Annotated in this window: 18 protein-coding genes, 1 riboswitch and 1 other annotated feature; of the genes, 2 read left to right on the forward strand and 16 right to left on the reverse strand. The window is 34.0% G+C overall.

Annotated features, from left to right (window positions below; genetic code table 11):
• The 3 genes from V7056_RS18720 to V7056_RS18730 form a co-directional block, all read right to left on the reverse strand.
• The coding region (locus V7056_RS18720; RefSeq protein WP_499703907.1) for an ABC transporter permease at positions 1-703 on the reverse strand (703 nt) is incomplete at its 3' end.
• 2 nt (positions 704-705) lie between these two features.
• Positions 706-1,605, reverse strand: coding sequence for an ABC transporter ATP-binding protein (locus V7056_RS18725; protein WP_499703908.1), 900 nt, complete (start codon positions 1,603-1,605; stop codon positions 706-708).
• Positions 1,602-1,841 carry a PLD nuclease N-terminal domain-containing protein gene (locus V7056_RS18730; protein ID WP_499703909.1) on the reverse strand — a complete coding sequence of 80 codons (240 nt, stop codon included), beginning with the start codon at positions 1,839-1,841 and terminating at the stop codon, positions 1,602-1,604. The genes V7056_RS18725 and V7056_RS18730 overlap by 4 nt, the downstream gene beginning before the upstream one ends.
• A gap of 132 nt (positions 1,842-1,973) precedes the next feature.
• Here V7056_RS18730 and V7056_RS18735 point away from each other — a divergent pair, with 132 nt between their 5' ends.
• Positions 1,974-2,513, forward strand: a complete 540-nt coding sequence (locus V7056_RS18735) for a helix-turn-helix domain-containing protein (RefSeq protein WP_499703910.1) — start codon at positions 1,974-1,976, stop codon at positions 2,511-2,513.
• Between the two features lie 507 nt (positions 2,514-3,020).
• Positions 3,021-3,836: a mechanosensitive ion channel family protein gene (locus V7056_RS18740; RefSeq protein ID WP_499703911.1), complete on the forward strand. Its 816-nt coding sequence runs from the start codon at positions 3,021-3,023 to the stop codon at positions 3,834-3,836.
• A 30-nt stretch (positions 3,837-3,866) separates the two neighbouring features.
• Here the strand turns inward: V7056_RS18740 and V7056_RS18745 are convergent, their stop codons facing one another.
• The 13 genes from V7056_RS18745 to V7056_RS18805 form a co-directional block, all read right to left on the reverse strand.
• Positions 3,867-4,325 carry a DinB family protein gene (locus V7056_RS18745; RefSeq protein WP_499703912.1) on the reverse strand — a complete coding sequence of 153 codons (459 nt, stop codon included), beginning with the start codon at positions 4,323-4,325 and terminating at the stop codon, positions 3,867-3,869.
• 108 nt (positions 4,326-4,433) lie between these two features.
• Positions 4,434-5,387: an ATP-grasp domain-containing protein gene (locus V7056_RS18750; protein WP_499703913.1), complete on the reverse strand. Its 954-nt coding sequence runs from the start codon at positions 5,385-5,387 to the stop codon at positions 4,434-4,436.
• A 15-nt stretch (positions 5,388-5,402) separates the two neighbouring features.
• Positions 5,403-6,452: an LLM class flavin-dependent oxidoreductase gene (locus V7056_RS18755; RefSeq protein ID WP_499703914.1), complete on the reverse strand. Its 1,050-nt coding sequence runs from the start codon at positions 6,450-6,452 to the stop codon at positions 5,403-5,405.
• 106 nt (positions 6,453-6,558) lie between these two features.
• A riboswitch (SAM riboswitch) is annotated at positions 6,559-6,661 on the reverse strand.
• Positions 6,662-6,873: 212 nt separating this feature from the next.
• Positions 6,874-7,782, reverse strand: coding sequence for a hypothetical protein (locus V7056_RS18760; RefSeq protein WP_499703915.1), 909 nt, complete (start codon positions 7,780-7,782; stop codon positions 6,874-6,876).
• A gap of 130 nt (positions 7,783-7,912) precedes the next feature.
• A complete protein-coding gene (locus V7056_RS18765; RefSeq protein ID WP_499703916.1) occupies positions 7,913-9,397 on the reverse strand; it encodes a flotillin family protein in 1,485 nt (494 codons plus the stop codon).
• A gap of 247 nt (positions 9,398-9,644) precedes the next feature.
• A complete protein-coding gene (locus V7056_RS18770) occupies positions 9,645-10,067 on the reverse strand; it encodes a VOC family protein (protein ID WP_499703917.1) in 423 nt (140 codons plus the stop codon).
• A 91-nt stretch (positions 10,068-10,158) separates the two neighbouring features.
• A complete protein-coding gene (locus V7056_RS18775; RefSeq protein WP_499703918.1) occupies positions 10,159-11,043 on the reverse strand; it encodes a proline iminopeptidase-family hydrolase in 885 nt (294 codons plus the stop codon).
• 370 nt (positions 11,044-11,413) lie between these two features.
• Positions 11,414-11,704 carry an SAV0927 family protein gene (locus V7056_RS18780; RefSeq protein WP_499703919.1) on the reverse strand — a complete coding sequence of 97 codons (291 nt, stop codon included), beginning with the start codon at positions 11,702-11,704 and terminating at the stop codon, positions 11,414-11,416.
• A 279-nt stretch (positions 11,705-11,983) separates the two neighbouring features.
• Entirely contained in the window at positions 11,984-12,451 is a 468-nt protein-coding gene (locus V7056_RS18785; RefSeq protein ID WP_499703920.1) for a DinB family protein, read from the reverse strand.
• A 333-nt stretch (positions 12,452-12,784) separates the two neighbouring features.
• The gene (locus V7056_RS18790; RefSeq protein WP_499703921.1) at positions 12,785-14,503 is read right to left on the reverse strand and encodes an alpha-keto acid decarboxylase family protein; all 1,719 of its coding nucleotides are present in this window, start codon (positions 14,501-14,503) and stop codon (positions 12,785-12,787) included.
• Positions 14,504-14,670: 167 nt separating this feature from the next.
• A complete protein-coding gene (metG, locus tag V7056_RS18795; protein ID WP_499703922.1) occupies positions 14,671-16,308 on the reverse strand; it encodes a methionine--tRNA ligase in 1,638 nt (545 codons plus the stop codon).
• 64 nt (positions 16,309-16,372) lie between these two features.
• Positions 16,373-16,645 (reverse strand) — a binding site (T-box leader).
• A 124-nt stretch (positions 16,646-16,769) separates the two neighbouring features.
• Complete coding sequence (locus V7056_RS18800; RefSeq protein WP_499703923.1) at positions 16,770-18,140, reverse strand: D-arabinono-1,4-lactone oxidase; 1,371 nt, start codon at positions 18,138-18,140, stop codon at positions 16,770-16,772.
• Positions 18,128-19,318: an amino acid deaminase/aldolase gene (locus tag V7056_RS18805; RefSeq protein WP_499703924.1), complete on the reverse strand. Its 1,191-nt coding sequence runs from the start codon at positions 19,316-19,318 to the stop codon at positions 18,128-18,130. Before V7056_RS18805 ends, V7056_RS18800 begins: the two co-directional genes overlap by 13 nt.
• Positions 19,319-19,440 lie beyond the last annotated feature (122 nt).

The raw sequence follows: 19,440 nt of genomic DNA on the forward strand, positions 1-19,440 counted from the left end.
TAATTATTCCATATGAATTTACCGTTCCTGATATTAGTGATTCGGTTGCATATTTACTCATACTAGCTGGATTTACATAATCGATTATTGGATTCAACCCGACGATTATTCGACAACCAATAAGGTAAACAATTGAAATCAATGCAATAACAGCCTGACTCTTAAAAATAGTACTAATCATCGTTGTAAAAGTAACAATATAAAGAACCCATGCAAGGTAAAAGAATAGTCCAGTAATCATTTGTGAAAATTGAACATTCGTAAAAAGATAATTTACATATAAATAAGAAACAACATAACCAATTGAAACACTTATAGCAGTAATAAATCCATTTGATACTATTTTTCCAGCTATATATGAAACAACTGAAACAGGTCTTGTTAGAATAAAAGCCAACATGCCGTTCGCTTTATCTGATTGAACAGTTCCCATCATTGAGATTACGATAATCATAATACCAAGCTGATCAAATTGAGATCCTAATGTACTAGCAAGTACTTCAACTCCTTTTTGATTTGTCATGCTGGGGTCAATTGTTAGTCCCTGCGCACCGCCTAATGCCTCTAGTATTGTTGGTAAAAAATAAGTGACGATAGGCTGAGTTAACCCTAAAAATATAAAGACTATAGGTAACCACATAGCCTTATAATCAAGTATCATTTGAGCAAATTCTTTTTTAGTTAATACAATAAAGTTATTCATTTCTACACCACCAATTTTAGGAAAATCTCTTCTAAAGTATCCTTATTCATATCAAATTTTACGATGTCCACTTCATGCTCAATTGCATTTTTCAGTATCAAATTTTTATGTTTTGAAATATTATCAACTTTTATTTTGACTTTATTCCCAATGACTTCAACGTCCCTTACATATGGTAATTTATTAAGAATATCAATCCACTTTTGATCCTTTGCAGTAATTTCCACATTTAATTTATTTTCGTTTTTTCTATTTAATAGTTCTGTAATTGTAGTGTCTTCTATTTTAGCTCCATTTTTAATGACGACTAATCGCTCACATATTTCTTCTGCGTCCCCCAATATATGAGTAGATAATATTATTGATGTATCCTTTTTTATTTCTTTAATTAGGTTTAGCACTTCTCTTCGACCGATTGGATCTAGTGCAGATACTGGTTCATCCATGACGATAAATGAAGGTTTATGTAGTAGTGCTTGAGCAATACCAAGTCGTTGTTTCATTCCACCGGAAAAAGTACCAACTTTTGTATGCTCTTCATCTGAAAGTCCGACTTTCATCAAAATTCTAGGAATTGAATTCGTTAATTCTTTTTTTGTTAACCCAGAAAGTTGACCCATAAATGTAAGGGTCTCTTTTGCTGTCATCCAATGATAAAAATTAGGATACTGTGGTAAGTAACCTATTTCCCTTTTCATTTGTGAAATTTTTTTACCATTCAAGAAAACCTCACCTGAATCTGCATAAATTATATCTGAAATTACTTTTATTAATGTAGACTTCCCTGCACCATTCGGTCCGATTAATCCAATACATTCACCTGCTTGTAGTTCCATCGAGAAATTATTGACCGCAATTTTCCCTTTAAATGTTTTTGTTACATTTTTGATATCTAGTTTCATGACCTTTCACGATCCTTTCTCCCAATAACAAAGTACAGAATAGGTCCAAATGTATTCGCAAATATAACAACAATCGTCCAAAAGACCACATTCTCTCTCGTTTTTCTATGTCGGTACAAATCAATTAATGCAATTAAAATTAATAGAGCAGATACTGCGATAACTGGAAATATAATCGGTAAATATGCCATAAAATCAAAATCTTTTAAATCATCAAACCCATAGTGTAGCTGCATTTCATCTTTCCCCCTATGTTTATATTTTCATTCTCATTATTGATAATGATAATATAACTATAGTTATGTTGCAACTACTGTTCTCATTCTTTATAATGAGAATTAAAATTAATCAGTAAATCAGGTGAAAATATGAGTAATAAAACTGAAATATTAATGCATCCAGTAAGAATGAAAATCTGCCAAGCATTAATGAGGAATAAAGAGAATGGATTAACACCATTAGAGATGATTAAAATCATTAAAGATGTCCCTCAAGCAACGCTTTATAGGCACATTCAAATCATGGTCGATTCTGATATTATTCGAGTTCTTAGAGAAAAAAAGGTCAAATCTGTTTCCGAAAAATATTATGTTTTAAATGAAGATGAAGCAAGACTTGATGAAGAGGAATGGAAAGAAGCTTCTATTGAAGAAAAATTAAACTATGTATCTTCTTATCAATTGTTACTGATGTCTCAGTACCAAAATTATCTAAACAAATTAGAGGAACAAAATAGCCAAGAAGATTGTGCTACTTTTTCAGTAGTAGAATTAAAGATTAATGAAGAACAATTTTTACAGTTTCAAAACGAATTAAATGAATTAATGACTAAATACTACAACGCCACGAGCAAAGAAACAGATGCCCCTGTTCGAACAATTGCTATTACGATTATTCCAGAAACTTAAATAATACAGAAAGAAAATTTGATAAATAAAAATAATGAACTAACCAATGCGTTAGTTCATTAGCATGAAAGTCTAAATTTAATAAAAACCCAAATCTAAGTTTTTGTTTTAGATTAAAGTACAAGTTTAACAATTCCGCCTATCAATAATAATATGGAACCAGTTAATAGAGTTATTTTAGTGGACCGGTTAGATTCATGAAAAAGTCTTATTAAAATGTCCAACACCTCAATTCCAAATATTTCTTACTACTATTTTATATGAAAACGTATTTAATAAGATACAAGTATATTAGAAATTATTATTTATATCCTTCTAATGTCTCCCCTATCTAATTATCTGATCATACAGACAAAATATGTTACAAAATTATGATGTAGCTTGATATCATTATTTCATTAATAGATTAATCGTATATGTAAAATATTATTTTGTTTGTCGGGCATGAAAGGTCGTTCTCCTTATCCACATTTATATGTTATATTGAAAAAAGTGGGAGATGATATTATGTTTTTAGAACTGTTCGAGCAGTTGCCCGTAAAAATTTTAACTGTGGCATTTCTGATTTTATTTACAGTTTATTTTATCCGCAAATCGATCAAGCTTTTCTTTGATAAAACGAGTTTATTGGATGAAAAACGCGAAGAGACAATCATGCATTTCGCAAGACAAGTGACAAAAGTATTGGGATGGGTCTTCTTCTTACTTTATGTGATTAGTAATTTCGTAAAACTCGGCAAGTTTATTACTGGTTCTGTCGTTGTGGCAGGGGCCATAGCTTTAATTCTACAGCATATCATTCGAGATTACATTATGGGGCTAACCTATTTGTTTGAGCGACAAATACACCATGGTGATTATGTGATTATCAACGGAAATCGCCAAGGGAAAATTGAAGAAATTAGTATGCGTTACTTGAAAATCCGTCAGTATGATGGTTATCTCTATACGGTTTCCTACAGTAATATCTCGGAGCTTCAAAATGGGACCCGTGGGATGCGTCGCGTAAACGAAAGTCTAGTCCTCAATTATAAGCAAGATCCAGATGAAGCATTTATGGTGATGGAGGAAGTTGCAAAAACTTGCAACGAGAAATATGGTGAATTCCTGTTACGGGATGAAACCGGTGTTCCTGTTGAGCGTTTCAAATTCAACCAAATTACCGAACTGAATGTGGATTTCAGAGGTAACCGATTCTCTTTATCTGGTCTTGTGAAGGAATCGGATTATGTTGAAGCAAGTAAAAAGGTTAGATATGAATTGGCGAAGGCTGCTTACCAGTACGACTTGATGATGGCAGAGAATCATATTACAAGTCATTAATAAAAAGCAAGAGTTCACTACTCTTGCTTTTTATTTATTTATAACTTTTATCATGCTAAATATGACCCCAAGATGTTCAGATACATGAGATACGTTATAAATGAGTAGATCTTCAATCGTATTTGCTTCTAGAAAATTCTCTTTAACAACAGTATCAAGTTTACCATCCAAAGCTTCGCTAATATAATCAAGCTGTTCGCTCAACTGTTCAATTAATAACTCCCATGTAGGCGGTTCTTCTTTCCAATCAAGAGGTTTTGTACCGTACGCAAAAAATGTTTGGTAGCTTTCTGGTAGAACCGTTTTTTGCTCGGAAAGTCGAAGTACATGGTTTTCCGTAGTAAAAAGAATATGACCAAGTTGCCAATGAATACTATTTTTAAAGCCTTCAGACACAATAGCTCTCTTATTTTCAGGACACTTCTTAATCAAATCAAACAATTTATTATATTTTTTATTTAATAGTTTAAAAACATAAGAATCATTCATTATTGTCCCCCTGTTTTTACTTGCGATAAATGTGTATTAAAAAAGGAATTTCAAAAGTGAAATTCCTTCTTAAAATAGATTTTAATATGTTTTTGATTTTACTTCAAATTAAGCCTTTGTTGTCGTGTAGTTTTCCTCTAATGTTTTCTTTAAAAACGAGGCTAATTCAAGCATGCCATATTTACCGGCTTTTGCTTCTGCATCAGAATTATAGTTCGTGTTTGTATTGATATCGTAAGTAAATATTGTACCTTCAGCATTTCTGATAAATTCGATTCCAGCAACTTGAATATTATTATTAACTAGAACATCTTTATATTTGTTTAAAATTTCATCTTCAAATCCTTCAACAATTTGGAACTTAGGTTTCTCTTCTACTTCTTCTCCAACCGGGCAGAATAGATCGCCAATTTGGCATACGTCCGCTGGGCAAAGTTCAAAACCTTCCGAAGTATCAACCTTAACAGCATATACAAAGTTTCCTCCGACAAACTCACAACGAGTGATATAGCTTTCAGGAGACAATATGTATTCTTGGATAAGGGTAATGCCATCGACTGGTTCTTCGAAAGTAGGACCTTCCACATAAGCTTTTAAAGCTTCAATACTATGGAATAATTGAACACCTAAACCTTTACCTGCACGATTATGCTTCGTAATAAATGATTGTCCTGCGAAGCTCTCTGCTGCCTTTAAAATGTTTTGCTTTCCAACCGCTGCAATTGTTTTTGGCGTCTTAACACCATACTTGTTTAATTCTAAATATTGTAAAACCTTACTAACCTCAAGTTTTAGTGCATTCGTTCCATTTAATACCTTACGACCGTGTGCTTCAAGCCAAGCTAATACTTGCGCAGTAAATTCAGCCGCAAAACGGTGATCACGTGTGTGAGAAGAAGCACTCATTCTGCTATAAAAGATCCCTTCTGGTGGTTCCGTTGATAAATCTAACGTACCTTCGTCTAAATGCCATTCTTCATAAGGAACACCAAGTTCCTCCAATCTATTTGTTAAATGGACTGTCCATTCACTATTTTCATGAATTACATATACTTTACTCATTTTTACTACCCCTTTCTAGCTCTTTATTAAACTACGTTTTTGTTCAACTAATGGCATAACTTTTTTTGAAAATCGTTCCATTTCCTCAAGTTGAGGAGAAAATTGTAATAATAATAAGTCTAAGCCAGTTTCTTCATATTGTAAAATTCGATTTGCAATTTGCTCTGGAGTCCCTACTAAATTTGATCGTAAACCTCTATTAGACACCGAGTAATCCTGTAATTGGATTTGTTGCTCTAATTGTGACTTTTTAGTGAAGTCTTTAAATCCAGCATATCCGCTTGAATCCTTCACATTTGTGATTTTTTCAAGCTCAGTTTGTGCCTCTTCTTCTGTATCACGGCAAATAACATAGGCAGCCATTCCAAAAGAACTGAATGGTGAATTGTCAGTTTGTTCACGACGAGCTTTCATACCTGATATTTTTCTTTCAATCTCTTCAACAGTTCCACCATGCATTACATATGCATCGCATTTTTCTGCAATGGTTTGCTTGCCTTTTTCACTTTCACCACCTGCATATAGAATCGGGTTAGGTCTTTGAACAGGCTTCGGTGCAAGCTTCGTGTTTTTCAAGTCGTAAAATTGGCCTGCATAATTGAAGGTTTCTTCTGTCCATAAACCTTTTAGTACATCAATAAACTCCTCGGTACGAGCATAACGTTCATCATGTTCTGTAAAAATACCGCCATATTGACGCGCTTCGTCCGCCCACCAAGCAGAAACAACGTTTAACGTAAATCTCCCGTTACTGATTTGATCAATATTAGCTGCCATTTTTGCTGCAACAGCAGGATTATGAAACCCAGGGCGAATCGCCGTCATAATTTCTATTTTTTCTGTCACTGCTGCTAGAGCGGCTGCGGTAGACCAAGCTTCTAGAGAATCATGTTCTGGTCCCTTGATATCATTTAAATATAATTCAGCTATTAAAGTAGTTGAATAACCCCATTTTTCAGCTGATTGAATCACATTTTTTGCATATTCAAAAGTTGGCGGCATATTTTCGTCATCTACATTTCGTAACCAACCTCCAAAAATCGGTAACCAAAAACCATATTTCATCTAGATTCTCTCCCTTGCAATTTATATCACCAAGTTTACCTATCTAATAAGTTGGTATTATATACAAAAAAAACTCTCCTCGAAAGAAGAGAGTTTAAAAACCCTCTTCTCATCTTTCAAGCATGTGCTTGTTGGAATTGGCACAGTATTCATAAGAACCTGCTGCCGAGGCTTCAAAGGGCCAGTCCCTCCACCTCTCTAGATAAGAAGATAAATGTACATTCAACTTTATTATTAATAAAGTGATAATAGTTAAAATTTATTAAATTGTCAATTAATTAGTTCTGAATTTATCCTACATTTTATAACTGATAGATGATAGAATAGTCCTTAAGCTAATTCGACTAAAATATAAGTTGATTAAAATAATCTCATCGTATCTATTCTCCAATTGAGATAGTAAGTTTTTACTATAATCTTATTATTCAATAATATTTACATCAAATAGATAATCAGATATTTCGGTACCTTCAAAACTTTCTCCGGTGATATTTCCTTGTTTATCTCTTTCTTCACTTGTTTTCTTCATTGCAAAAGTTGAAATATAAAAGCCTTCAACTGGTAGTTGTTCATCATCTAATAGTTGTATTTTTTCATTCGATACAATATACAGATCTTGATTTTTCACTTCATAACGAACTCGTTCCCCTAAAGTTTTTATAACATAGGATGAAAACTCGCCCTTAGAATGAGTAGTGTCTTTAATATTAAGTACATTAAGAATTTCAAAGAAACGGTCAGCATCAACTAAGCGGGAGTATTGGAGCCATGTATCTAGTGGACTCTTAATAACTTGATACCTATTCTTTCTAGAATCATATTGAATATGATAGAGATTAAAGCCATTTCCATTTTGTTCTATTAGTTGCCATCTTAAGTCTGTTATTCTACCATTCTTCACATAGTTCACTTCGTAATCTTCTAGCATCAAACTAGTATTTTTTAATTTTAGTTCTTTCTTAATCAATTTATATTCATCTTGAAGGTTAATTGTATACACTGAAGCAAGTTTATGTTCGATGATAATTGGTCGACTTTCCCATTTATTAATGGAATATGGTAAAATCCAATGGTTAAGTATTAATGCAATAACACCCAAGTAAGTAGACATTCGTTTGGCATGTGCATTTAACTTTGGTCTAAAAAAAAACAGAAATCCTAAAAATCCAATTGGTATTGTGAGTTGATTGAAACTTATGGAAAATGATCCTAACACAAAGTATCCAATTATTTTTAAATGGAAATAAGATTCTGTATCGAACTTTTTCTTTTTCCAAACTAAAAATAAGAAAATCCCAAGAAATATAACTAAATAAAAAATAAATGCCATTTTAACCTCCATCTAAATAAATAAGCTATATTTATTGCAATGAGTAAGTTAGTGACTCAAGCCTAGACTTTATATAACAGTTAAAAAAAGAGTAGCTATTGGCTACTCTACGAAAATCTTTTAATAGTCATTATTCGATTGAATTCGTACTATTAGAGTTAATATTTTCTAAAGTTTTTTCAGGTAAAACAGTGACAGCACCTTGATTTATATAACCATTTGTCCTCGATGCATATGACTTAATCAATTCTGCTACATCAATACCTGTCATTTCTTTTAATGGTTCTTGCATTTCAACCATTGTTTTTGTAATACTCTTTCCAAAAGATGGAATCCCCTGACCATTACCTGAATCAATAATCTTAACTGATTCAATATTGTTAAGTGGTTGAGCAATTTTTTCTGCAAAAATAGGTAACATTTCAATTAACTTTTCTGTGATAATGACATCACCATGTTTTTCCATCGCCTCAGCTAATAACTTACGTGCTTCCGCTTCTGCTTTACCACGTTCACGAATAACATCTGCTTCAGCAGTACCTTCTGCTTTACGAATCTTGGCTTTTGCTTCCCCATCAATTTCAGCTTTACGTGCCTCAGCTTCAGCTTTTCGAGTAGTTTCATAGTATTCAGCATCTGCTTTTGTTTTACGTACTTTACTTTCCTCTTCTTCTAGCCTAACTGCACGTTCACGTTCTAGGAATTTAAGTGATAATTCTTCTTCTTTTACTTCTTTTGCTAGTTTGGCTTTTTCAAGCTCATAAGACTGTTCTGATTTTGCACGAGCACGCTCCGTTTCTTCCATGAAGGCTGCATCTTTTATATCTTTTTCCTTTTTTGATTCTGCGATAGCAATTTGACGTTTGTATTCTTCTTCTTTCGCCTCTTGATCAGTTTGTGCTTTATGTATACGAGTTTCACGCTCACTATTTGCCTCAGCGATTTCTGCCAGTTTACGAACTTCAGCAATTCGTGGTCTACCTAAGTTTTCTAAGTATCCATTCTCCTCATCTGCGTCACGTAAATCTGTTAGACCTAATGATGTAATTTTAAACCCCATTAAATCAAGCTGCTTTTGTGCAACTTCAGATACATCTTGATTAAATTTTTCACGGTTACTATTAATATCTTCGACCGTCATTTTAGAAAGAATCGCACGAAGATTACTTCCAAGAACCTCAATAATTTCTGCTTCAATTTCTTCTTGTTTCTTACCTAAAAATTGTTCTGCATAGTTTGCAATACCATTTAAAGTATCCGCTACCTTAACCATTGCGACTGCATCAGCAACAATTGGAACACCACCATTTGTATATACTCTAGGCGTTGATAGCTTTAATTGAAAAGAAGTAAGGTTTACAGGGGTTGATGTTTGGAAACGTCTTAAACGGTACCCACCACCTCTAATAATTTTCATCGATCGACCTTCTTGGTCTGTAAAGATATTTGTTTCTTTCTCTGGATCACCTAATTTCGGACCTGTAATAATTAATGCTTGATTTGACTTTGCTGTTCTGTAACGATACCTGATCCAAAAAAAATAGCCTACACCAACAATTGCCGCTACAATCAGCAATGGAATTAAAAACAAAAGTCCTCCTAAAAAGCTTAACATTGCCACTTCCTCCTCCTAAAATTTCCAAAATATTACATTTATTCTAATGTTCGACATAAATGATGCGATTCCTTGTTCAAAAAACGGATGTGTTAGAAGAAAAAATATGGATTTATAGATTCGATTTGATGTAAGTGACATTTACAAATATAAAAAAGCTGCTTAATAGGCAGCTTTTGAATTTCAATTATGTTATACGTTTGTTAAATAACATATGCTTTAGTAGAAAAAATAGAATATGTAAATCTTAATTAATCCTTTTTGCTAAAGGATGATTTTCTGTGAACTGTATTAAATCCCACAAATTTCCGTATAAATCCTTAAATACTGCTACAGTGCCGTAATCTTGGGATTTAGGCTCTCTAACAAATTCGATCCCTCTTGAAGTCATTTCGTTATAATCTCTCCAAAAATCATCTGTACCTAAAAAAAGAAACACTCTTCCACCTGATTGATTTCCGATAAATGATTCTTGTTCAGGTTTAGATGCTTTTGCGAGTAATATAGTCGTACCATTTGAACCCGGAGGTGATATTACTACCCATCTTTTATCTTGTTCAGGTTGGTATGTATCTTCTATTAAATGAAAGTTTAATTTGTTTGTATAAAAATCTATAGCGTCGTCATAATCTTTTACAACTAGGGCTATATGAACGATCGATTGAATCATTTTAATTGCTCCTAACTAGTTTATTGCTACTTCTGTTTCATAACAAATGCTTATTTATTCGAAATAAGGATTATATGAATGTAAATGATGTTTATTTTTGATTGTATAAGTCAATATCATTCAAAAAGCTTCCAATTACTCGTAAATACTCTTCTGGTTCTTCGATGTATGGCATATGTGCACTCTGCTCAAAAACGTGGAATTTTCCATTCGGTGTAAGAGAGCTGAAATATTTAGTTGATTCAGGAGTTGCTTCATCAAAACGCCCACATGTGTACATCGTTGGGACATGAATATCCTTTAAATTCGAAGTACAGTCAAAATGCTTTAAGTTACCGGTCACGTGAAACTCAGAAGGGCCCCACATAATATTGTAAATTTCCCTATTTCTTAAATGTGCACCATTTTTTATAAATTCCGGATTCGGTTCTTGTCTAAACACGAAATGCTTATTAAATACAGCTGTGGCATTCTTGTACTCTTCAGAATCTGTTGTTCCATTTTCTTCACAATTTTTTAAAGTTTGTTGAACATCAAGAGGCAGCAGCTTTCGATTTTTATCTTGATCCTCGGCCCATAGTGGAGCACTCAAACAAGGGCTTGAAAAGATGATACTCTTCACACCGTCTGGTTTTGATAAATAATATGCTGCAGCAAGTGTTGTCCCCCACGAGTGACCTAAAATATGAAATTCATCAAGAGAAAGTGCTTCACGAATTTTCCCTAATTCTTCAACAAACCGATCAATATTCCATAAAGAAGTATCTGTTGGACGGTCAGACTTTCCACATCCTAACTGATCATAAAAAATAACCGTACGATGTTCTGCTAGTTTTTGTAAGCCCTGCATTGAATAGTGTGAAGAACCAGGCCCGCCATGTAAAACAATTACAGGAGTAGAATTTGTATTTGTATCATGTATCTGATACCATACCTTCCCACCTGTTACATCAATAAAACCTTCACTTATACTCATCTATTTCTCTCCTTCTTTCCTTTTAAGTATGATTGTTTAAATTGTATTAAAACTGTTGAATTATGTAAAAGTAAGTCATAACTTTATTAAACTATCTCATGGGTTAGTTGAACAAGTTATTTTTATAGTGTTTACTCTATGGATTCTGCTAATTCTTTTAACTTATTATATGTATTACTATTGTGAAAGTCTAAACCTATTATATCTAAACGATCACACTCAAAATATAAATGTTCACACCAATCGGCGACATTTTCTTTGACTGGTTTTTCGCATTCTTTTATATATTCTCTAAAATCCATTTAAGTTAAATTTTACTTTAGTTAATTAAAAACAAAGAGCCTCTAAATACTACGGAGGCTCAATCAAATTAATATTGGTCGGTAAACATCTGTTGATCTAAGATGCCATGAAAAAATTGTTCAAGAACTGGGATGTCTTCTGTCATAATACCAAGTTTTTGTACCCAATGTTCGGGATGTTTTATATCTTCCCTACAAATTAAAATCATGCGTTCACTTTGAATTGAAATAACCATTGCTTTCCCTAGAAAATGACCTGAAAAGATTATCGCAAAGTCGTAGCGATGGCTATCAGTAGCGATGCAGTAATAATGTATATTTTGAGTTTCTTTCTCTTCCGATAAAATGTGAAAATTCATCCTTACCACTCCTTTTTTTTATTTTGCTAGTTTGAGCTACCTACAATTGAAAGGTTAAGTGATTTCAAGAAAAAAGAAATTCTAAACAATCTGCCTTTATAATTAAATTAAATATGATGGGTCGATTTCCCTTTATTTTTCTCTGTTTTTTTACATGTCCTCTAATTTATAGTTCATAATTTCACTTCACAATTCCATATTTCAACATCTCAGAAGCGAATTTTCAACCTTTAAAATATCCTTCGTTGGAGATACTTATATACTTTGTCGTAATCAACTTTATATCAGTTTTTTATATAGTTTAATAATGCTCAAATGCATTCCTTCGTGGTATAAATTGAACGTTAGAAACTGTTTTGGTGTCTCCAAAGTCATTCCTGCAGAAGTGGTATACGGTGGCATTATTTTTTCGTCAAGTCGGTCAGAAAGTGTTTCTTGAATCCGAACTTGTTGTGTTTTCAGTAGTTCTTCTAGCTCTGATAGAGTAGGTACTCGATATTTGTGAGAATTTAAAGGTGATGTACCGTATTCAAATTGTTCCTTGAAACCTTCTGGTAAATTTTGTTGAAGTCCTAAATATTGAAACGCAAATCTTTCTACTACAACATATATATGCCCAACATTCCAACGAATTGTATTTCGGAATCCCTCAGGAACTCTATCAGCCATTTCTTCTGAAACTCCTTCTAGTAGATTCAAAGTTTGATTTCTTACAAAAGCTAACTGATTGAATAAAAATTGCTCCATGTACCTCAACTCCTAATTTTTTTATCGTTTTCCATAACTAACATGATTAAGTGTCTTACTGAACCTTTACTTTAAATGAAGTTATTCATTTAAAAAGCATGAACAAATTTAAAGCAAACAAAATGATAAAATATATCCCCTATAAAAAAGACTTTAATTACCATAATATGTTAATTCTCTTCCGTGCATGATATTCCCTCTAAAGTGACTTTTGAAGTTTACAATGTCCAATATAAAGACACACTTAGATGAACAAACATAAAAAGTTGGAATCATTAAATTTAAATGATTCCAACTTTTTACCGATTCAATTAATTGATTACACAAGCATTATTATTTTTGATTACTTTGAATTTCTTGTTTCAGCTTATAATTTCGCATCCTTTTCATATTTTCAGGAGCGTCCATTGGATCTTCGACTATCATTTCAATAATACAAAGTCTTTCGCCACGTTCTTTATCTGCTTGGTTGATTGCTTGTTGAAGCTCCCCATTTGTCCGGACAATAGCAGTAAAAGCATTCCCCCCAAAGACTTCAGCCAGTTTTGTGTAAGACCACTGAGGAATTTTGTTGTATTCTTGATTTTTTGTTTTCACGTTTAAATATTTTTCGATAGTATAACCGTTATTGTTTAAGACGAAGATGATGGGATTCATCCCGTAATAAAGCATAGTGCTGATCTCTTGCGCAGTTAATTGAAGTGAGCCATCGCCTGTAAACAGTAGTACGCGCCGATCTGGTGCTGCGATACTGGCACCAAAAGTCGATGGGGTTGCATAGCCGATGGATCCCCAACCACCTTGTCCAATAAATGTAACATTACTCGGTAGTTTTACCTCCGCCATGCCATTGTAGAACGTACCGGTCTCGACGACAAGGATGTCATCTTTTTTCAACATATGTTGAAAAATCGGATAATAGCCAGCTGCCTTAAGAGGTTCATCGGTTTTTGTTTTGCTCTGATTATAAGGGAAGGTCACTTTACTTTGAAATTCTTGATTTTTGTATCCTATATTTTTTACTGCATTTAGCATATCTGCAGCCAGTACATTTGGATACATCGCCTCACCGACTTTTACAAAGTCCGGTTGAACCTCGACAGTCTTTAATGAATTCAGTTTTGCTTTAAAATTCGCGGTGTTGGTGTCCGCCAATACCAATCCTATCGCAATGATACAATCTGCATTTTCTACAATATCTTGCACTTCAGTAGATCCGAAAGAGCTTAAGTACATACCAATATAATTCGGATGGGTTTCATCAAACGCCCCTTTTCCGAACAGCATTGACGCAACAGGAACATTCATTGCATCTGCCAACTGTAGAACTGCATTTTGAAGACCAAAACGCATTGTTTTGACATCAACCAGTATGACTGGATTTTTAGAACGCTCTAATAACTGACGGACCTGATCCGTCGCAGCTTGAAGAGTTTGCTTGTTTGAGGTTCTTTGCTGTGGTACTGGCACTTCCCGGACCATAATCGGCTTGGCTACTAAATCATCTGCTACTATGAGGTATACTGGTTGTTTTTTTTCTTTAGCAATTCGAATGGCAGCAGGAATCTCAATCATTGCATTTTCTGGCGTTAGTACCGCACTATAGGCTGTTATCTGTTCATACATCTTACGAAAAAGATCAAAATTCCCATCCATTAATGTATGGTGCATGAGCTTGTGCTCTTTTTGGACTTTTTCTGGAGGGGAACCAACAATGTGAATGATTGGAACATTCTCACTGAAGGCTCCCGCAATTGGATTACAGGCGCTTAGCTCTCCAACCCCAAAGGTTGTTATGAGTGCAGAAATCCCTTTGATTCTTGCGTAGCCATCTGAAGCATAACCAGAATTAAGTTCGTTCCGTCCTTCAATAAATTTGATTCCATTATATCTCTCCAAAGTATCAAGCAATGTAAAATTATAGTCTCCTGCAACGCCGAAAATTTCTGTAATGCCCGTAAGCTTCAAGCAATCAAACAAATACTGACCAACTGTTTTTTTGGTCATACCATTATGAGAGTCAGAATTGACCGTACCGTTCATCTTATCCATTTCACACTAACTCCTTATCCAATTTATGGAATTGTACAGATTATTAGTATCCTTTTTAATCGTACCCTATCACGGAGTAGGCTATACGATGTTTAATGAATGATTGAACTACTTTCTAACGACAAAAAAGAAGAGTTCCTTTTTAAGGAACTCTTCGAAAGTAATGATCATTCGGATTGCTTAGTTAATCTCTCAAACTCTTCTAATATCCTAATTGTATCTATTCGTTCAAATAAGGGTTCAACATCAGATAAATATTGGGATGTAACTAGAAATGGGCTCCATTCAGTTACTGTTGTAGTGTTAATCATGTCATGAACTTTCCTACTTGAAAAAGGAAGGAACGGAGTTAGAATTTGTGCTAAATTGGCAATTAAATAGATACAATTTGCTAAAGATTTTTTACAAGACTCAGAATCTTCCTTTATCTGTTTCCAAGGCTGTTGTTCATCAAAGTATTTATTTGAGAATCTAATTAATTCGAAAATTTTTTCCAATGCTAGTTTGAAAGTAGTAGTTTCAATGCAATGACCTACTTCATAGTACAAAAGATTAACCTTGTCTTGAATAGTAGATGAAATGACTTTATCAGGAATCATATTGTTAAATGATTTTTGAACAAATTTCAATGTCCGATTTACAAAGTTTCCATAAGCACCTAATAATTCACCATTATGACTATAAATAAACTCTTTCCAAGAAAAATCCGCATCTCGACTCTCAGGAGCGTTGATTGTTAAGAAATAGCGTATTGAATCTGGACTGTATCTTTCTAAAAGATCTGGAACCCAAACAGCCCAATTTTTACTCGTGGATAGCTTCTTCTTCTCTAAAGTCAAATACTCGTTAGAAACAATATGTGTTGGTAATGACTCTATCCCAAGACTAGAAAGAATACCTGGCCATATTATTGAATGAAACGGTATATTATCTTTTCCGTGAACGTAATAAGATGTTACGGAAGAATTCCAAAATGTTGAATCGTCATTTTTTGTTTCTTTTCCCCATAATTTACTCGCTGTGTAATATCCAGAGACCGCCTCAATCCAAACATAGATTTTTTTATCTTCATATCCAGCCACTGGAACACTTACACCAATAGGTAGATCTCTTGAAACTGCTCGATTCTGCAAACCTTCCTTTAAATATCGCTTAGTAAGTGAAATGGCATTCTCCCTCCAAAGATTCCTAGTTTCTGCTTCTTGAGTATAGTTTTCCAATACCGTTTGGAGAGTGCTTAATGCGAAGTAAAAATGCTCTGTAAGCCGTGTTACCGGAGGATTGCTACAAATTTTACACTTTCTTTCAAGCAATTCAAGCGGTTCCAGTACTGCTGAACAGTAATCACACTGATCTCCACGTGCCTTTGCCCCACAATTAGGACATATGCCTTCTACATATCGATCAGGTAAAAATTGTTGATCATATTCACAATATGTTTGTTCAATTTCTTTTTTGTAAATAAATCCCTTTTCAAGTAGTTCTAGAAATAATTGTTGAACAATTTCATGATGATGTTCTGTATCAGTTCTTGTATAGATATCGTATGAGAATCCTAATTTTGAAAAGCACTCTAAAAATTCATGGTGATAACGATCTGCTATTTCTTTAGGAGAAAGACCTTCTTGTTTTGCTCTGATTGTAATAGGTGTACCATTACAATCACTACCTGATACATACAAAACCTTTTCTCCTTTTATACGGTAATATCTTGCTAGAATATCTCCAGGTAACAAACTAGAAATATGACCAAGATGTAATGAGCCATTAGCATAAGCCCAAGCACCTCCAATAAAAATACTCATATTAAAACCTCCTTAATATTTATTTGATTTTAAAAACAAAAAAACCTCACCCTTAACTGTAATAGTTAAGGACGAGGTTTGAATTTCCACGTGGTACCACCTTATTTTGTAAATGATTCACACCATTTACCTTTACAAGTACGGAGTTATAATTGCTACTCTTATACTGTGACGTTGATAACGAGTGTCAAAACTCGTCGTAGCCTACTAATACAAAAGTATGTTCAGTACGAAGCTCAGAGACCATTGTTCAAATGTTTGTTTTTGCTTCTTTTCAGCTACCGAAGCTCTCTGTACAAAACAACTACATTTTACTTTTTCTCTTCATTGCCTGTATTATATTAATTACCAATAGTATATTCAATATTTTTTCAAAAATCAATGTCTAAAAATTTTATATAATTAAAATATTTTACATATAAATTTGTCATTTTTACCGATATTTAAATTTCGGCCCCATTTTAACCATTTTTGGAATATCTCTGTCCATAATGCCCTTCGTTCCTATCCGTTTGTAACTCCCCTACAAACAACTTTTTTAAATGGTCGTTTAAGAACATCCCATTTGGATCAAGTTGATGACGTAACTTTTTAAAGTCTTCTATTTTCGGATATAGTGCACATACATGATCTGCCTGAAGTGTATGTAGTTTTCCCCAATGTGGTCGTCCATTGTACCGGTGAAAAATTTCTTCTACATCTGCAAAATATTGTTCATGCTCCATCCCTTTATACATATGGACAGCAATATAAGCTGAGTCGCGTCCGTTTGCTGGACTAAGCCAAATGTCGTCACCCTTCACATAACGACATTCAATAGGGAAATGAACTTGATAGTTGTTATTCTCGACAAGCTGATGGATTTCACGTACAACAGTTTCCATTAATTCAGCTGGAACACTATATTCCATTTCATTAAAACGAACGAGACGAGTTGTTGTAAATAATTGATGAGTATAACCAACATCTTTACCCGTATCAACAAATTTGGCTGATAATCGACTGATTGATTTACTCAAACTTGGAATCATACGACATACCCGCGAAAGAGCGCCAAATAATACATTTTCCATAACCAATTGATTAAAATCACGCCAAAATCGATTACTAGGTAGTTGTTTCTTTGCTTCATTCATTAATTTAGCTTGAATTGTATTTGTATGTGGAAACCAGTAAAATTCAAAGTTGCGGTAATGATCTCTAAACTCCGCTAACTGGTTAAAGCATTCATCTAATGATAAACGTTTACTTTCGTATGTAAGGACTGTAGCTGGAATGACGCGCAATGTTACTTTCACGATAATTCCAAGCATCCCAAGTGATACTTGCAACGCTTTAAATAAATCTGGGTGACTCTCTTCATTACATATTAATACATCACCAAAAGCAGTCACAATTTGTATTTCCACTGCTTGAGTGGAAATACTTCCAAGCTTACTTCCTGTTCCATGTGTTCCTGTACTAATTGCACCAGCAATCGATTGTTTATCAATATCACCAAGATTTTCTTGTGCCCATCCTTGTTCGTGAAGAGCCGCGCTTAGATCGCTTAATTTCGTTCCTGCCCAAACACCGACTGTTTTCGTCGCTTGATCAACTTTTTCAACTCCTGCTAGAAGGTCCAGTGAAACAAGTACATCGTTTGTATGTACAACAGGTGTAAATGAATGTCCCGATCCGACAACACGAATCTTACGACCTTCTTCATTACAACGTTTTACTATTGAAACAACATCTTCAACACTTGTTGGATAAGCAATATGTGACGGTTTACTTTTAACAATACCAGACCAGTTTTGCCAATTTTTTTGATTTTCTTTTAAAGAAAACATAGTCCATCCCCTCGATAAGTAGTTACTTTATTAATAATTTCACCGTTTGAAACACAATAAAGATGATTAAAGCGTTCGCAAAGTTCGCCAGCTTTTGCATGCCGTAAAAATATAGGATCACCGAGCATTAAAGGAATTGTCCCTCGGTAATCAATTGGTGTCTGCACTTCTCCGGCTCCTTCAAGTGACAATAATTGGGCGTTTTCAGGCAAATATGGCTTTGGTAACTTATCTGTTCCAACTGCTCCTGATCCAATGTAACCACCTCCAGCACAAGTAAATAGATGATTATCCGGTTTGCGAACAATTTCAATCGCAAAGCCAGCAGCTGGTTTATATTGAAAATCACGATAGTTGTCAAATAAACCTGGAGAGAAAAAACCTGACCCGACAGTTACTTCTGTTACAACGTGCTCATTCGTTGTTGAATGTAAACTTCCTGTCCCTCCTCCATTGACAAATTGGAGGGTAATCCCGTAGTTTTCAATCATTTGAATCGTCGCCGCTCGTTTTTCGGCAATTTGCTTGATAGATTGCTTTTTTAGTAATGTAATAATCTTATTTTTTGCAGTTTTCTTCGGAGATTGGTCTCCAACTCCAGCAATTTGAGCTTCGTATCCCATTACACCTACTAAACTAACTGACGGGGAAGATATGATTTCCTCAACTACTACTTTCGCATCATCTACACTCCGAACTGGAGAACGCCATACACCGAAATGAAGCCCCGGTACATCAAATGACATATCAATGTCAAGACATATAGGGAGTGTAACGTTATACATTTGAGCAATTTTGTTAAGATGCTTTACATGTTCAACAGAGTCAATCATTAGCGTAATCATTTTTCCTTGTTGATTTAACTGACAAATTTTCGCCACGGCTTCAGAATCCCAAATCGGATAGCCGATTAAAATATCTTCAATTCCTTCGTTCAACAAGTACATCGCTTCATTCGCCGTAAAACACATCACACCTTGAAACAATGCATGTTTTTTCATAATATATTTAATGATAAAAATGCTTCGAATTGATTTACTTGCAATTCGAATCTGTTTATTTGATGCCGCTGAAACAATCCTTTCAATGTTTTCATCTAATAAATCAAAATCAACATAACCAAATGGCTTTGTTGTTTTCTCAAATATTTTCTTGTAATATTGATAATCTTGTTCCATTCCATCATTCCTTCCTATTTAATTTGGATTCTGTTAAATTACCATCTGCATTTTTAACAACTAATCAGCATTAATTTATCTATTAAAACTCATTATTTTCATAAAATTCAGTTAATTAATTT

This window comes from Bacillus sp. JJ664, assembly GCF_036962205.1.
Classification (GTDB): Bacteria; Bacillota; Bacilli; order Bacillales; family Bacillaceae_G; genus Gottfriedia.

Excerpts from the sequence above, each read along its gene's own strand:
- V7056_RS18765 (WP_499703916.1), bottom strand. The coding sequence starts at position 9,397 with ATGTTAAGCTTTTTAGGAGGACTTTTGTTTTTAATTCCATTGCTGATT.
- V7056_RS18800 (WP_499703923.1), bottom strand. The coding sequence starts at position 18,140 with ATGTTTTCTTTAAAAGAAAATCAAAAAAATTGGCAAAACTGGTCTGGT.
- V7056_RS18790 (WP_499703921.1), bottom strand. The coding sequence starts at position 14,503 with ATGGATAAGATGAACGGTACGGTCAATTCTGACTCTCATAATGGTATG.
- V7056_RS18775 (WP_499703918.1), bottom strand. The coding sequence starts at position 11,043 with ATGAGTATAAGTGAAGGTTTTATTGATGTAACAGGTGGGAAGGTATGG.
- V7056_RS18760 (WP_499703915.1), bottom strand. The coding sequence starts at position 7,782 with ATGGCATTTATTTTTTATTTAGTTATATTTCTTGGGATTTTCTTATTT.
- V7056_RS18785 (WP_499703920.1), bottom strand. The coding sequence starts at position 12,451 with ATGGAGCAATTTTTATTCAATCAGTTAGCTTTTGTAAGAAATCAAACT.
- metG (WP_499703922.1), bottom strand. The coding sequence starts at position 16,308 with ATGAGTATTTTTATTGGAGGTGCTTGGGCTTATGCTAATGGCTCATTA.
- V7056_RS18740 (WP_499703911.1), top strand. The coding sequence starts at position 3,021 with ATGTTTTTAGAACTGTTCGAGCAGTTGCCCGTAAAAATTTTAACTGTG.
- V7056_RS18750 (WP_499703913.1), bottom strand. The coding sequence starts at position 5,387 with ATGAGTAAAGTATATGTAATTCATGAAAATAGTGAATGGACAGTCCAT.
- V7056_RS18735 (WP_499703910.1), top strand. The coding sequence starts at position 1,974 with ATGAGTAATAAAACTGAAATATTAATGCATCCAGTAAGAATGAAAATC.
- V7056_RS18770 (WP_499703917.1), bottom strand. The coding sequence starts at position 10,067 with ATGATTCAATCGATCGTTCATATAGCCCTAGTTGTAAAAGATTATGAC.
- V7056_RS18780 (WP_499703919.1), bottom strand. The coding sequence starts at position 11,704 with ATGAATTTTCACATTTTATCGGAAGAGAAAGAAACTCAAAATATACAT.
- V7056_RS18805 (WP_499703924.1), bottom strand. The coding sequence starts at position 19,318 with ATGGAACAAGATTATCAATATTACAAGAAAATATTTGAGAAAACAACA.
- V7056_RS18755 (WP_499703914.1), bottom strand. The coding sequence starts at position 6,452 with ATGAAATATGGTTTTTGGTTACCGATTTTTGGAGGTTGGTTACGAAAT.
- V7056_RS18730 (WP_499703909.1), bottom strand. The coding sequence starts at position 1,841 with ATGCAGCTACACTATGGGTTTGATGATTTAAAAGATTTTGATTTTATG.
- V7056_RS18745 (WP_499703912.1), bottom strand. The coding sequence starts at position 4,325 with ATGAATGATTCTTATGTTTTTAAACTATTAAATAAAAAATATAATAAA.
- V7056_RS18725 (WP_499703908.1), bottom strand. The coding sequence starts at position 1,605 with ATGAAACTAGATATCAAAAATGTAACAAAAACATTTAAAGGGAAAATT.